The organism is Antribacter sp. NEAU-D49, from assembly GCF_057158775.1.
In genome coordinates this window covers 16,222-29,029 of the sequence record NZ_JBXTSN010000005.1, presented here as the reverse complement: position 1 = coordinate 29,029, position 12,808 = coordinate 16,222, and the positions used below count along the sequence as shown (strand labels likewise).

Sequence of the window (12,808 nt, the reverse complement as noted above, 5' to 3'; positions counted from 1 at the left end):
CGACCCCCTCGTGTCGACAGACACGCCGCCCCATGATTCCACCCTGGGAACAGGATTGCGCAAGCTGTCGCCCGTGATGTCGGTCGAGATCGTCTGCTGAGACATGGTGGCGGTCACCTCCGGGACCGGTTGAACGCGTCGGACACGGCGTCGAGGCCGCGCGGCCCGACCGTCGAGTGGATGACCGCCAGGGCGACCTCGCAGGTGGCGGCGCACAGGTCGCTCGCCCCCCAGGCGTCGGCCAGGCGGTAGAGATTGACGGCGTCCCCCTCGGCGTAAGCGCGCAGGTACTGGGCGCCGAGGCGGACGAGCTCGGGGTGCTCCGTATGGGTCATGCCTCCTACACGCGCGAGGACCCCGGATGTCACAGCACTTCGGAGGGAAATTTTGGGGAATTGGGACAAGTTCCTCCGAAGTCGCGGCTGACCGGTCGAGGGCCGTCCGGACTGTGACCCAGGTCACACGAGTTTGCGGCGGGAACCGCTGTGACCTTTCGCCGCCTGGGGCGTCAAAGGTGCGACGCGAGCGGCAGCTCGGACCGCGCTGGGGGCGGGCCGATCGCCGTCGGGTCAGGGGCACGGAGTCGTTCGGAGCGCGCTGGGGGCGCGCCGAGCGCTCCGTGTCCCGTCACGGCAGACGCCGGTTCGGACTGCGCTGGGGGCAGGCCGAACCGGCGTCGTCGTGTCCCGGACCTGGACCGGGACCTCGGCCCGCTGTTACCGTCGATCTATGCGCTGTGCACGCTCGCTCCTTATCGGGCCGCGTCGGCCCCGCCCCTGATCGGGCACGAACCGACGCGGCGGCCCCTCGGTGTCCGAGGGGCTTTTTCGTGCCCGGAACCGATCACCCCGGCGGCCACGTGCCCCGGGCGAGACCAGGAGCCGAGCCATGCGCACCCCAGCACACCAGCACGACCGGACCGCAGAGCACGACGAGACCGCACCCCGCGACGACCCCGCCCAGCGCCGGGAGGCCGCGGAGGAGGGGGTCCGCCGGCTCTGGGAGACCCGGCGCTCCTTCGAGGCCCGCGACGACGGCACCCGCCCGAGGCGCTATCTGCTGACGATGTTCCCGTACCCCTCGGGCGACCTGCACATGGGCCATGCCGAGGTGCTCGCCCTGGAGGACGTCGTCGCGCGCTGGTGGCGCGCCAAGGGCTTCGACGTGCTGAACCCGGTGGGGTGGGACAGCTTCGGGCTGCCGGCCGAGAACGCCGCGATCCGGCGTGACGAGCACCCGGCGCGCTACACGGAGGCGAACATCGCCACGCAGGCGGCCTCGATCCGCCGGTACGGCGTCTCGTTCGACTGGTCGCGCCGCCTGCACACGCACGACCCGGGGTACTACCGCTGGACGCAGTGGCTGTTCCTGCGGCTGCACGCCCACGGCCTGGCGTACCGCGCGGCGGCCGAGGTGAACTGGTGCCCGCAGGACGCGACGGTCCTGGCGAACGAGCAGGTCGTGGACGGCCGGTGCGAGCGCTGCGGCGCGGAGGTCACCCGCCGCACCCTCACCCAGTGGTTCGTCCGCACCACCGCCTACGCCGACCGCCTGCTGGACGACATGGCCCTGATCGAGGACGGCTGGCCCGCCCACGTGCTGCAGATGCAGCGGAACTGGGTGGGCCGTGAGGCCGGTCCCGACGGCCCGCGCTACCGCCTGCACGACTGGCTGGTCTCCCGGCAGCGGTACTGGGGAGCGCCGGTCCCGATCGTGCACTGCTCCGCCTGTGGCGAGGTTCCGGTTCCCGACGCCCAGCTCCCCGTGACGCTGCCGCACCTGGAGGGTCAGGAGCTGCGGCCGCGCGGCACCTCGCCCCTGGCGGGCGCCCGCGAGTGGGTCGAGACGGCGTGCCCGCGGTGCGGTGGGCCCGCAGAGCGGGACACCGACACGCTGGACACGTTCGTGGACTCGAGCTGGTACCACCTGCGCTACCTGTCCCCGGGGTTCGCCGGTGGCCCCTTCCGCCCGGAGGACGCCGACCGGTGGACGCCCGTGTCCCTGTACGTGGGCGGGGTGGAGCACGCGACGATGCACCTGCTCTACGTGCGCTTCGTCCACAAGTTCCTGTTCGACCTGGGGATGGTGCCTACGCCCGAGCCGTTCGCCGCGCTCCTCAACCAGGGGCAGGTGGTCAACCAGGGCCGCGCGATGAGCAAGTCCCTCGGCAACGGCGTGGACCTGGGCGCGGAGCTGGACCGCTACGGCGTCGACGCGGTCCGGCTCGCCATGGTCTTCGCCGGCCCGCCCGAGGACGACGTGGACTGGGCGGACGTGTCGCCCGCCGCCATGCGGCGGTTCCTCTCCCGCGCGCTCCGGCTGGCAGACCTGGTGCCCGACGGCGCCTCGGCCGCCCCGGGCGGTGACGCCCCGAAGGCCACGGGGCAGTCCGGGCTGCGGGCCGCTGTCCACAGGGTTGTGCACGAGTGCGACGAGCTGCTGGAGGCCCGGCGGTTCAACGTGGTGGTGGCCCGGTTGATGGCGCTCGTCACGACGATCCGGCGTGCGGCGGAGGCGGGTGCCGCGGAGGTGGCCCCCGCGGACGCGACCCCCGTGGAGGCGAGCGGCGCGCCCGGCCCGGGCTCCGTCGTCGGGCCGCGGGAGGTGCGTGAGGCCGTGGAGGTCGTGGCCGTGCTGCTGAGCCTGTTCGCGCCGTACACCGCGGAGGAGCTGTGGGCCCGGCTGGGCCATAGGACGCCCGTCGCCGAGACCCCCTGGCCCGAGGTGGATCCCGGGCTGCTCGGCGCGGAGGCGGTCGAGGCGGTGGTGCAGGTCGGGGGCAAGGTGCGGGCGCGGCTCGAGGTGGACCCGGACGTGTCGGCGGCGGAGCTGGAGGCGGCGGCGCTCGCGCTGCCCGAGGTGGTCCGGGCGCTGGGCGGACGCCCGGTGCGGCGCGCCGTCGTGCGGCCGCCGCACCTGGTCAGCCTGGTGCCGGGCTAGGTACCTCGTCCCGGGCCTCGGCACCCGGGGCCTCGGCTCCCGAGATCTCAGGGCTCGAGGTCTCGGGGCTCGAGGTCGCGGCGCGTAGTGCGGCGAGCTCGGCCCGGATCGCCCGGAGCTCGTCGAGCATGACGGCGTCGGTGCTGGCCTCGTGCTCGGCGAGCTCGCCCACGCCCTCCATGCCGCTCACGATCACGGCGATGAAGAGGTTCAGCACCGCGAAGCCGACCACGAGGATGTAGACGACGAAGAAGACCCACGCCATGGGCTGCTCGGCCATGACGTCGCGGGCGACGTCGGGCCAGGCCTCGCCCGTCATGGTCTGGAACAGGGTGAACAGCGTGGCGCCCAGGTTGCCGAAGTGCTCGGGCGACGTCTCGCCGTACAGGTTGGTGCCGATCACCGCCGACACGTAGATCACGAGTGCCAGGAGGGCTCCCACCGAGGCCATGCCGGGCACCGCCGCGAGGAGGCCGTCCACCACGCGACGCATCGACGGAACGGCGGAGACGAGCCGGAGCACGCGCAGGATCCGGAGGGCGCGGAGCACGGCGATCTCGCCCGTGGCGGGGACGAGGGAGATGCTCACCACCAGCAGGTCGAACACGTTCCAGGCGTTCAGGAAGAACCGCCAGCCGTACGCGTAGAGGCGCAGGCCGAGCTCGACCACGAAGAACGCGAGCATCGCGCGGTCGAGCGCGTGCAGCGCCGGGCCGGCCGCGCCGGTCAGCGTCTCGGACGTCTCCAGGCCCAGCAGCACCGCGTTGGCCGTGATGACCCAGATGACCACGCGCTGGAACCGGTCGTTCTCGACGAACGCACGGACCAGCGCACGGGCCCCCGGACGGACGCTCGATGGGGCATCCACAGGCGCATACCTCCTCTTCGGGATGAACGAGTCGGAGCGTAGCGCGTGGTTCGACAGGCGAAGCGAGCCGATCAGTGACAACGTAGTAAGGGTCAGATCCGGACAGAACCACCGACAGGAGGAAATCCCATGGGGTTCTTCGCCTTCATCGTTCTCGGTCTCATCGCAGGTGCTATCGCTCGAGCGATCCTGCCCGGCCGGCAGCCCGGGGGCTGGTTCGTGACCCTCATCCTCGGCGTCCTCGGCGCTTTCCTGGGTGGGTGGCTCGGCGGGCTCCTGTTCAACGCCGACTTCAACGAGTTCTTCTCGCTCGTGACGTGGCTCTGGGCCATCATCGGCGCCCTCATCGTCGTCTTCATCTACCAGGCGATCCGTAACCGTTCGCGCGCCTGACGGCGCCGCGCCCGCACCCGTCGAGGCCGTGGTCTCCCCGTGAGGGGAGGCCGCGGCCTCGCCGCGCCTGCACCGGTGCCGCGCCTGCACCGGTGCCGCGCCTGTACCGGTGCCGTACCTGCACCGGTCTCGGCCGGCGCCTAACCGATGATCGGGGCACTCTCCGGTAGCCGGTAGAAACGGCTCCGGTTCCGCAGGGCGAGCGACGTGCCGAGCGTGATGGGACCGAGCCGGCCGATGAACATCAGCACCACGAGGATGAGCTGGTGGTACCACTCCAGGCCTGCCGTGATGCCGGTGGACAGCCCTGTGGTGGAGAAGGCCGAGACCACCTCGAAGAGCACCTCGTCGGAGGTGTAGGGCGAGCTCGTGGTGATGTAGAGCGTCGGGAGGATGACGATCGCGACGCCGAGCAGGGCCACAGTGAGCGCCTGGCGCTGCGTGGCCAGGGAGATCCTCCGGTCGAAGACCGAGGCGTCCGGGTCGCCGCGCAGCTCGGACCAGATGACGATCGCGAGGATGGCGAACGTCGTCACCTTGATGCCGCCGGCCGTGCCGGCGGACCCCGCGCCGATGAACATGAGGACGTCCGTGCCCAGCCAGGTCTCCGTGTTCATCTGCGACGTGTCGAGCGAGTTGAAGCCCGCGGTACGCGCCATCACGGACTGCGTGAACGCCGACAGCAGCTTGCCCGGCAGGTCCATCGGCCCGAGGGTGGCCGGGTTTCCCCACTCGGTCGCGAGGAAGAAGGGCGTGCCGACGAGCACCAGCGCCGTCGTCATCCACAGGGTGATCTTGGTGTGCAGGCTCCACCGGCTGGGCCGGCGGTGCTGCCGCAGCAGCTCCATGATCACGGGAAAGCCGATCCCGCCCAGGACCACGGCGGCACAGAGGGGCACGCAGATCCACGGATCGGTGCCGAGACTGATCAGCGAGTCGCTGAAGAGGGCGAAGCCGGCGTTGTTGAACGCTGAGACCGCGTGGAAGACGCCGAGCCACAGCGCCCGGCCGGGCGGCTCCCCGTAGCCGACGGCGAACCGTGCGGCGAGAGCCAGCGCCGTCACCGCCTCGATGACGAGCGAGATGCAGATGGCACCCAGCAGGACGGCCCGCAGGTCGCCGAGCCCCACGGCACGGGTCGAGGCCGCCGCAACGAGGCGGGTGCTCAGGTCGAGCCGGCGCGACAGCAGCAGGCCGAGGGTGGAGGCGACGGCCATGACGCCGAGCCCGCCCACCTGGATCAGGACCAGGATCACGACGTGCCCGAACGTGGTCCAGAAGACCGGGGTGTCGGTGACGATCAGCCCGGTCACGCAGACGGCGGACGTGGCGGTGAAGAGCGCCTCGACGAAGCTCGCGTTGCGGTCCGTCGAGGCGACGGGCAGCGACAGGAGGGCCGTACCGGCGGCGATGGCGGCGAGGAACCCGAGCACCACGAGCTGCCCGGGCCGACGGCGGAGAGACGCAGCGCTCGTCACCTTCTGCTCGGTACGCGTGCTGTACCGCATGTTCCTCCCGGGCCGGCTCGACGGCCGGGTGCTGTTGTGGACACCTGGCGTCAGCGCCGACGAGTACGGTACTCGCGCGCACGACGAAGGGCCCGCCCGGGGTAGGGCGAGCCCTTCGTCAGTACGCCGCCGCGGTGGGGCCGCGGGGAGGTCAGGTGACGCGGATGAACGTAGCGGACGACCAGTTCAGCTCGACGTACCGGACGGGTACGCCCGGCTGGCTCGCCTCGACGATCATGCCGTTGCCTGCGTAGAGGGCGACGTGCCCGGATCGCCAGACGATGTCGCCCGGGCGCGGGTTCGACACGACGGTGCCCGCGTACCGCAGCTGCGACGACGTGCGCGGCAGGTCCACGCCCAGCTGGTCGTAGACGTAGTTGATGAGGCCGGAGCAGTCGAAGCCGGTCGAGGGCTTGGTGCCGCCCCAGGTGTACCGGATGCCCACGTATTCCAGGGCGATGGAGACGGCCTGGTTGCCGATCGGCACCGCCTTGCGCTCGGCGGTCACCGAGACGGGCGCGTGCTCCACGGTGAACCCGGCGTCGGCGGGCACGCTGACCGTGGGGGCCAGGGCGAGCGACGAGCGCGCCTGAGAGGTGATGGCCTCGAGGTCGAGGGTCTTGATGGCCCCTCCGACGTCGTTGGCCACCGGGGCGGCGGAGGCCGTCGGGGCGAACGTCGAGACGAGGACTCCGGCGCCGGCTGCGGCCATCGCGCCCTTGCGGGCGAGGGCTCCGGCGTTCTCGGCCGCCGCGCGGGCGACGATCGTGATGGGCGTCGTAACGGGGCGGTCCGCACGATGGCGGCCGCGAGGGGTGGCTGTCGTCACCTGATGGTCTCCTGTGACCGCCTGCGAGGTGAGCTGTCGGGTTCGGGTGGGAGATGCTGCACCCGGCCGGACGGTCGCTGAGCTCCCGTTCGGCTTCACCCCGAGGACGCCTCCGGCGCCCGAAGGTGGTTCCCCCGTCCCCGTCATGTTCTTCCTGGTCGTGGGGCGGTTGACAGGGCTCGGCGGCCCGTCCCACGGCTCCACCGGGCGGCGGAGCGATTCAGACCGTACACCTGGACCTCGCAAAAGTCACGATCGTGTCACGGCGGGCAACCATCCCCGGTGGTCCGGCACGTGGGCCCACCCCCTGCCGCGACCCCCTGTCGCGACCCCCTGCGGGGCGGCCGCGTACGCTGCCTGATCATGGAATCTCCCCGCTCCGCGGCCGGTGCGCCCGTCTTCCGGTGCCCCGCCTGCGAGGAACCCCTCCCGCGACAGGGGCCGGGATACCGCTGCTCTGAGGGTCACACCTACGACGTGGCCAAGGAGGGGTACGTCAACCTGCTCCTCGCCCAGCACCGCAGCTCGAAGGATCCCGGGTACAGCAAGGAGATGATCGCCGGACGGCGGGACTTCTTCGACGCCGGCCACTACGAGCCGCTCGCCGACGGCGTGGCCGAGGTGTTCGCCGGGCACCTCCCGGACGGCTCGGCGACGGTCCTGGACGCCGGCTGCGGCGAGGGGTACTACCTCCGCCGGCTGCGGGAGCACCTGGGCGGGCTGCCGCAGGGTCGCGACCACCTGCTCGTGGGCACCGACGTGTCCAAGCACGCCGTGCGGGTCGCGGCCAAGCGGGACCCCCTCGGCACGTACGCCGTGGCGGGGACGTTCCGGATGCCCGTCCTCGCGGACCGGGTCGACGTGCTGCTCACCCACTTCTCCCCGGTGTCACCCGCCGACTTCCGGCGCGTCGTCCGGCCGGGCGGCGTGGTGCTCGTCGGGGGACCCGGCGAGGGCCACCTGTACTCCTTCAAGGAGCTGCTCTACGACCGGGCGGTGACGCACGAGCCGGGGGACGCCCTGGCCGGTGAGCCGGGCTTCGAGCCGCTGGGCGTTCACCACGTGCGCTACCCGCTCCGCCTGCGCGGGCCAGGTCAGGTGGCGAACCTGCTCCTGATGACGCCCTACAACTGGTCGGTCCCCGCGGACCTGCGCGAACGCCTGACCGGGCTCGACAGCCTCGACACCGACGTCGACGTGCTGGTCCGGGCGTACCGGGTGGTGTGACGCCGACGGGTCGCCTCCTGGGGGAGGCGACCCGTTCGCCGTCGGCCGGCCTGGCGTGTCAGTAGACGCGCAGGTAGACCGGGTTGTCCTGCCAGATCGGCGCGTAGCGCGAGGGGGTGCCCGCGTACACGGCCTCCACCTGCATGCCGTCGCCCATGTAGATCGAGATGTGCCCGGGAGACCAGATGAGGTCGCCGGGCCGGGCCTGGGCGGCCGAGACGACCTGTCCGACGTTCCTGATGCTCGATGACGAGTGCGGCAGCGAGATGCCGACCTGGGCGTACGCGTACGACACGAGGCCCGAGCAGTCCAGGCCGGACGACGGCGTGGAGCCGCCGCTGACGTAGCGGATGCCGGTGAGACCGCGCGCGATCGAGGCCACGCGGGCACCGATCGAGCCGTCGGAAGCGGGGGCCGCGGCCGGGGCAGCTGCCTCGGTCCCGGCCTCCGTGGCGGTCGTGGTCGTGGTGGCGGCGCGGGTGGTGGTCCGCGACGTGGTCTCCGTGCGGGTGGCCCGCTCGGGCTCGGGTTCCGGCACGGGCTCCGGCTTCGGAGCCGGCGTGACGGCGATGGTCCCCGTCTCGACGGTGAGCGTCGAGTCCGCGGCGACCGTGACGGCCGGCGACGTGGCGAGCTGGGCGCGGGCCGCGGCGGTCAGCGCGTCGACATCGACGGTGCTGATCCGGGCGGCGGGCTTGTCGGCGGCGTGCGCGCTGGGAGCCAGCGCGGAGACGAGGAGCCCGGAGGCGGCGGCGACGAACGCACCCTTGCGGGCGAGGCCGGTCGCGCTGCGGGACAGCTCGGTCAGAGGCGTGATGGTGCGGCGGTCAGCGCGATGTCGACCGCGCCGTTCGGACGTGCTCACCCATGGTCTCCAGTTGCCTGTGAGGGTTCGAGGAGCGCCTGGCCGTGTCCGGCCCGAGGCCCCTCGACCGCGTCACGGGCCGACGCGGCGGTGTCGACGGTAACAACATTCCGACGGTCGTGTCACAACCAGATAACGATTGTTGGTGATTGTCTTGACGGACGCCGCCCTTGCAAGTTGAGAACTCGCCGCGAACCGGGCATCTGACCGGTCGGGCGCGGTGAGCCGAAGGGCGAGCGCCGAGGCACGGGCACATGCTGTATCGCATGTCAGGCGCCCCTGGACGGGCGGAACGGTTCGAGGCCCACGGCCTCACGACCGTCGCCCACATGACGACCTCCCTCGGGGAGGCGCGTCGCGCCGTCGTGCTGGTGCACGGCGTGGGCTCGTCGTCCCGGGCGTTCCGCACCGTCGTCCCTCGTCTCGCCCCGCACGGCGACGTCCACGCGCTGGACCTGCCGGGGTTCGGATCTGCTCCCTGGCCCCGCCGGGACGTCACCGTCGCGGACCATGCCGCCGTGGTCGCGGCCTACGTGCGCGAGCGGATCCTCGGCGCCGGGCTGCCCGCCCCAATCCTCGTGGGTCACTCCATGGGGACGCAGGTGGTGGGCCAGGTCCTGGCCGAGAACCCCGGCGCCGCGAGCGCCGGCATCCTCATCGGCCCGACGGCGGAGCCCGGCTCCCGCTCCATCGCCCGCCAGGCGGTCCGGCTGGCCCGGGACGCCGTCGGTGAACGGCCGTCGGCGATGGCGGTCCTGCTCGTGGACGCCCTGGTCCGCTGCGGGTTCCCGTACTACCTGGCCCAGCTGCGGCACGTCGTCGGGCACCGGCTGGAGCACGTGCTGCCGCTCGCGGACGCGCCGCTCCTCGTGGTGCGGGGGCACCGGGACCCGGTGGCCGGCGACGCGTGGGTGGGGGAGCTCGCCCGGCTGGCCCCGCGGGGTGAGCCTCGCACGCTGCGCGGGCGGCACCACGCGATGGACTCGGACCCGGACGGTCTGGTGGCGCTCGTCCTCGAGGCGTGGCAGGCGGCCGGACGAGGGGCCCGATGACGGGGAGTCGCCGGTCTCGCGCCCGCAGGGCAGGGCGTGGCGCGAGCGGTCTCGCCGCCCGGCTGCGCGCCTGGGCCGCGGACTACGCCTACGCCACCGATCAGCAGGTGCGGCACCTGGTGCGGCGCTCACCCGTGCCGACAGCGCCCGGGGGCCGCGCGCCCGTCGTGCTCCTGCCGGGCATCTACGAGACGTGGGAGTTCCTCGCCCCGGTCGCGACGGCGCTCGCCCGGGCGGGGCACCCGGTCCGCGTGGTCCCCGGGCTCGGGTACAACCGGCGGCCGGTGCTGGAGGGCGCCGACCTCACCGCGCGCTACCTGGACGGGGCCGGCCTGGACGGCGTCGTCCTCGTGGCGCACAGCAAGGGCGGCCTCATCGGCAAGCACGTCATGCTGTCCCCCGCAGGCGAGCGGGTGGCGGGGATGGTCGCGATCGCGACGCCGTTCGCGGGGTCGCGCTGGGCGCGATACCTGGCGGGACGGTCCCTCCGGTCGTTCCGGCCGGACGACCCGGTGCTCCTCGCCCTCGCGGGGGAGCTGCTCGTCAACGAGCGCATCACCGCCGTCTACCCGGCGTTCGACCCGCACATCCCCGAGACCGGTCATCTGGTGGGCGCCACCAACATCGAGCTCCCGCTGTCGGGCCACTTCCGCCCGCTCGGAGACCCGGTGCTGGTGGACTGCGTGGTCGGCGAGGTGGCCCGGATCGCCGCTGCCGCCGACACGACCGGCTGATACTCAACCTCCGCGCACCGGCCGATCGTGCCGCCGAGTTCACGATCCGGGAGGTGCGCGCCAGACTGCCTCCAGGTCCGTCTACGGTGTCGCAGGCGCACCTGGAAGCAGTCTGGCGCGCACACCTCGCGCGCTGGGCGGTCGTCGCCCCGCGTAGCCTCGGGACCATGGCTCCCCTGCGGCTGTCCGTCGAGCAGGCCCGGCGGCTGGCGGCGCGCGCCCAGCTGCTCGACGCGCGCCGCCCCACCGACCTGCTGCCGATGGTCGAGCACCTGACGTACCTTCCGGTGGACCCCACCTCGGCGGTGGCGCCGGCCGTCGACCTGATCTCCTGGTCGCGGCTCGGCGATGCCTACTGGCAGGGCGCGGTCGACGACGCCGTCCGCGACCGCATGATGCTTCAGCTGGTGGGGACGGTGCGATCCATGGCCGACATCGGGCTGTACCTCGCCGAGATGGCGGCGTGGCCCCCGCCGGGGCCGTACGGGCAGTCGTGGGTGGAGGCCAACGACGCGTTCCGCCGGGACGTCCTGGCGCTCCTGCGCGACGACGGCCCGCTCCTCGCCCGCGAGATCCCCGACACGAGCCAGGTCCCCTGGCAGTCGACCGGCTGGACCGGGAACCGGAACGTGAACCAGATGCTCGAGCTGCTCAGCCGCCGGGGTCAGGTGGCGATCGCCGGCCGGGAGGGCCGCGAGCGGCTGTGGGACCTCGCGGAGCGGGTCTACCCGCCCGTCGACCCGGTCCCGTTCGACGAGGCGCGGGCCGAACGGGAGCGCCGCCGCATCCGGGCGGCCGGGATCAGCCGGCTGCGGCAGCCGGGCGTGGCGGGCGACCCCTGGTACGTCGAGGTCGGCGGGGTGCCGGCCGTCGTGGACGGCGTCGACGGCGAGTGGCGGGTGGACGCCGAGGCGCTGGAGACCCTCGGCGACTTCGAGGGCCGCACGGCCCTGCTCTCGCCGTTCGACCGCCTCGTGGCCGACCGCGACCGGCTCCTTCAGCTCTTCGACTTCGAGTACCTGGTCGAGATGTTCAAGCCGCGCGCCAAACGGCGCTGGGGCTACTTCGCGCTCCCAGTGCTGCACCACGACCGGTTCGTCGGGAAGGTCGACGTCACGGCCGACCGCAAGGCTGGGCTCCTACGCGTGAACGCCATCCACGAGGACCTCCCGTTCTCGGCGGAGGTGGAGGCCGCCGTGGACGCCGAGCTGGAGTCGCTCGCCCGGTGGTTGCGCCTGGAGCTCGTGAGCGTCTGAACACGCCGTGCCGGGTGCGACCCGCCGGTCCGGTGCGTTCTCACCTGGCAGGATGCGCGCCATGACGATTGACGCGCCTGCGTCTGACGGCGGGATGACGCCCGGCCTGGCCTCGGTCGGACGGGTCTATGCCGGCTGGCTGCAGCGCGTGGCCGCCTCGGTCCTGGACAGTGCCGTCCTGATGGGGACCGCCTGGGTCACCGCGGACCCGGCGAACTACCAGGCACCGGAGCTGCTTCGCGGCTGGGTGCTAGGCGTGTTTGCCGTCCTGGTGGGGCTGCAGGCGTGGACCGGCTACACCCCGGGAAAAGTCCTCATGGGGATCGCCGTCGTCCGCGAGGACACCGGTCGGCCGCTGGGACTCCTTGGAACTCTTCTGCGGCTTCTCGCTCACACGCTCGACGCGGTCCTGCTGATCGGCTTTGCCCGTCCCCTCTGGGAGTCCCGCCGCCGGACCTTCGCCGACTCGCTCCTCGGCACCGTCGTGGTGCTGCGGCGACCCGCCCTGCCCCCGGCCCGGCGGAGGCTGGTCACCACGTCCGCGCTCGCCACGTGCGTGTTCGGGCTCTGCTTTGGCTTCCTGCCCTGGAACAGCGTCGGGGCGGTGGAGGGCGAGACCGTGCGGTGCGTGCCGGCGACCGACGACGACGGCGTCGCGACGGGGCACGGATTTTCCCTTACCCCGTCCCGCCATCAGTTCTGGGAGAGGCGGCTGTGGGTCCGTCGGGCCGCCCCTGACACATTGTGGCTGGACGCCGAGTGGAACTGGACGACCGGGCGCGGACCGGACCAGGGATACGACGTCGAGGTCGCCGTCGCGGAGACAGGGGGCGACGACGTCCTGGGGTCGCCCTGGACGGCGGGCCTCCATGAGATCCCGTACGGCGCGATGGGCCTCGAGGAGACCGAGGACTTCGGTGACGGGAGGCTCGTGGGCCAGCACGACGTCCAGGACTCGGCGGCCGGGACGCTCCACACCGTCACGCTCCAGCTCGCGCTCGTTCCCATCCCCGACGGTGTGGAGGCTGTGGACGTCACGGTCCGCGTAGTGCCCCACGATGAGCGCACCCGCGGGCGGACGGTGGCGTCCTGCTCCACCACCGTCCGCCTCGCCGAGCTGCAGGCCGCGCCCTGAC

At 72.6% G+C, this 12,808-nt stretch carries 12 protein-coding genes and 1 riboswitch; of the genes, 7 read left to right on the top strand and 5 right to left on the bottom strand.

Annotated features, from left to right (window positions below; translation table 11 throughout):
• Positions 1 to 113 precede the first annotated feature (113 nt).
• Positions 114 to 335 (bottom strand): hypothetical protein, encoded by a 222-nt coding sequence (locus AC060K_RS05960; protein WP_125778350.1) that lies wholly within the window; start codon positions 333 to 335, stop codon positions 114 to 116.
• Between the two features lie 553 nt (positions 336 to 888).
• Between AC060K_RS05960 and AC060K_RS05955 the strand changes: the two genes are divergently transcribed.
• Positions 889 to 2,940 carry a class I tRNA ligase family protein gene (locus tag AC060K_RS05955; protein WP_483764508.1) on the top strand — a complete coding sequence of 684 codons (2,052 nt, stop codon included), beginning with the start codon at positions 889 to 891 and terminating at the stop codon, positions 2,938 to 2,940.
• Here the strand turns inward: AC060K_RS05955 and AC060K_RS05950 are convergent.
• A complete protein-coding gene (locus AC060K_RS05950) occupies positions 2,921 to 3,808 on the bottom strand; it encodes an ion transporter (protein ID WP_483764507.1) in 888 nt (295 codons plus the stop codon). The genes AC060K_RS05955 and AC060K_RS05950 overlap by 20 nt on opposite strands.
• A 129-nt stretch (positions 3,809 to 3,937) precedes the next feature.
• Between AC060K_RS05950 and AC060K_RS05945 the strand changes: the two genes are divergently transcribed.
• Positions 3,938 to 4,201, top strand: a complete 264-nt coding sequence (locus AC060K_RS05945; protein ID WP_483764506.1) for a GlsB/YeaQ/YmgE family stress response membrane protein — start codon at positions 3,938 to 3,940, stop codon at positions 4,199 to 4,201.
• A gap of 140 nt (positions 4,202 to 4,341) precedes the next feature.
• Here AC060K_RS05945 and AC060K_RS05940 read toward each other — a convergent pair whose 3' ends face one another.
• Positions 4,342 to 5,709, bottom strand: coding sequence for a TrkH family potassium uptake protein (locus tag AC060K_RS05940; RefSeq protein WP_483764505.1), 1,368 nt, complete (start codon positions 5,707 to 5,709; stop codon positions 4,342 to 4,344).
• 151 nt (positions 5,710 to 5,860) lie between these two features.
• Positions 5,861 to 6,538: a C40 family peptidase gene (locus AC060K_RS05935; protein WP_483764504.1), complete on the bottom strand. Its 678-nt coding sequence runs from the start codon at positions 6,536 to 6,538 to the stop codon at positions 5,861 to 5,863.
• Between the two features lie 3 nt (positions 6,539 to 6,541).
• A riboswitch (cyclic di-AMP (ydaO/yuaA leader) is annotated at positions 6,542 to 6,716 on the bottom strand.
• A 185-nt stretch (positions 6,717 to 6,901) separates the two neighbouring features.
• On the opposite strand from AC060K_RS05935, the gene AC060K_RS05930 reads away from it, so the two are divergent.
• Positions 6,902 to 7,765, top strand: a complete 864-nt coding sequence (locus AC060K_RS05930) for a putative RNA methyltransferase (protein ID WP_483764503.1) — start codon at positions 6,902 to 6,904, stop codon at positions 7,763 to 7,765.
• 58 nt (positions 7,766 to 7,823) lie between these two features.
• Here the strand turns inward: AC060K_RS05930 and AC060K_RS05925 are convergent, their stop codons facing one another.
• Positions 7,824 to 8,630 (bottom strand): C40 family peptidase, encoded by an 807-nt coding sequence (locus AC060K_RS05925; RefSeq protein WP_483764502.1) that lies wholly within the window; start codon positions 8,628 to 8,630, stop codon positions 7,824 to 7,826.
• A gap of 329 nt (positions 8,631 to 8,959) precedes the next feature.
• Here AC060K_RS05925 and AC060K_RS05920 point away from each other — a divergent pair, with 329 nt between their 5' ends.
• The 4 genes from AC060K_RS05920 (at position 8,960) to AC060K_RS05905 (ending at position 12,807) form a co-directional block, all read left to right on the top strand.
• Positions 8,960 to 9,682, top strand: a complete 723-nt coding sequence (locus AC060K_RS05920) for an alpha/beta fold hydrolase (RefSeq protein ID WP_483764501.1) — start codon at positions 8,960 to 8,962, stop codon at positions 9,680 to 9,682.
• Complete coding sequence (locus AC060K_RS05915) at positions 9,679 to 10,416, top strand: esterase/lipase family protein (protein WP_483764500.1); 738 nt, start codon at positions 9,679 to 9,681, stop codon at positions 10,414 to 10,416. The genes AC060K_RS05920 and AC060K_RS05915 overlap by 4 nt, the downstream gene beginning before the upstream one ends.
• Before the next feature lie 167 nt (positions 10,417 to 10,583).
• Complete coding sequence (locus tag AC060K_RS05910) at positions 10,584 to 11,672, top strand: DNA glycosylase AlkZ-like family protein (RefSeq protein ID WP_483764499.1); 1,089 nt, start codon at positions 10,584 to 10,586, stop codon at positions 11,670 to 11,672.
• A gap of 61 nt (positions 11,673 to 11,733) precedes the next feature.
• Complete coding sequence (locus AC060K_RS05905) at positions 11,734 to 12,807, top strand: RDD family protein (RefSeq protein ID WP_483764498.1); 1,074 nt, start codon at positions 11,734 to 11,736, stop codon at positions 12,805 to 12,807.
• Position 12,808 lies beyond the last annotated feature (1 nt).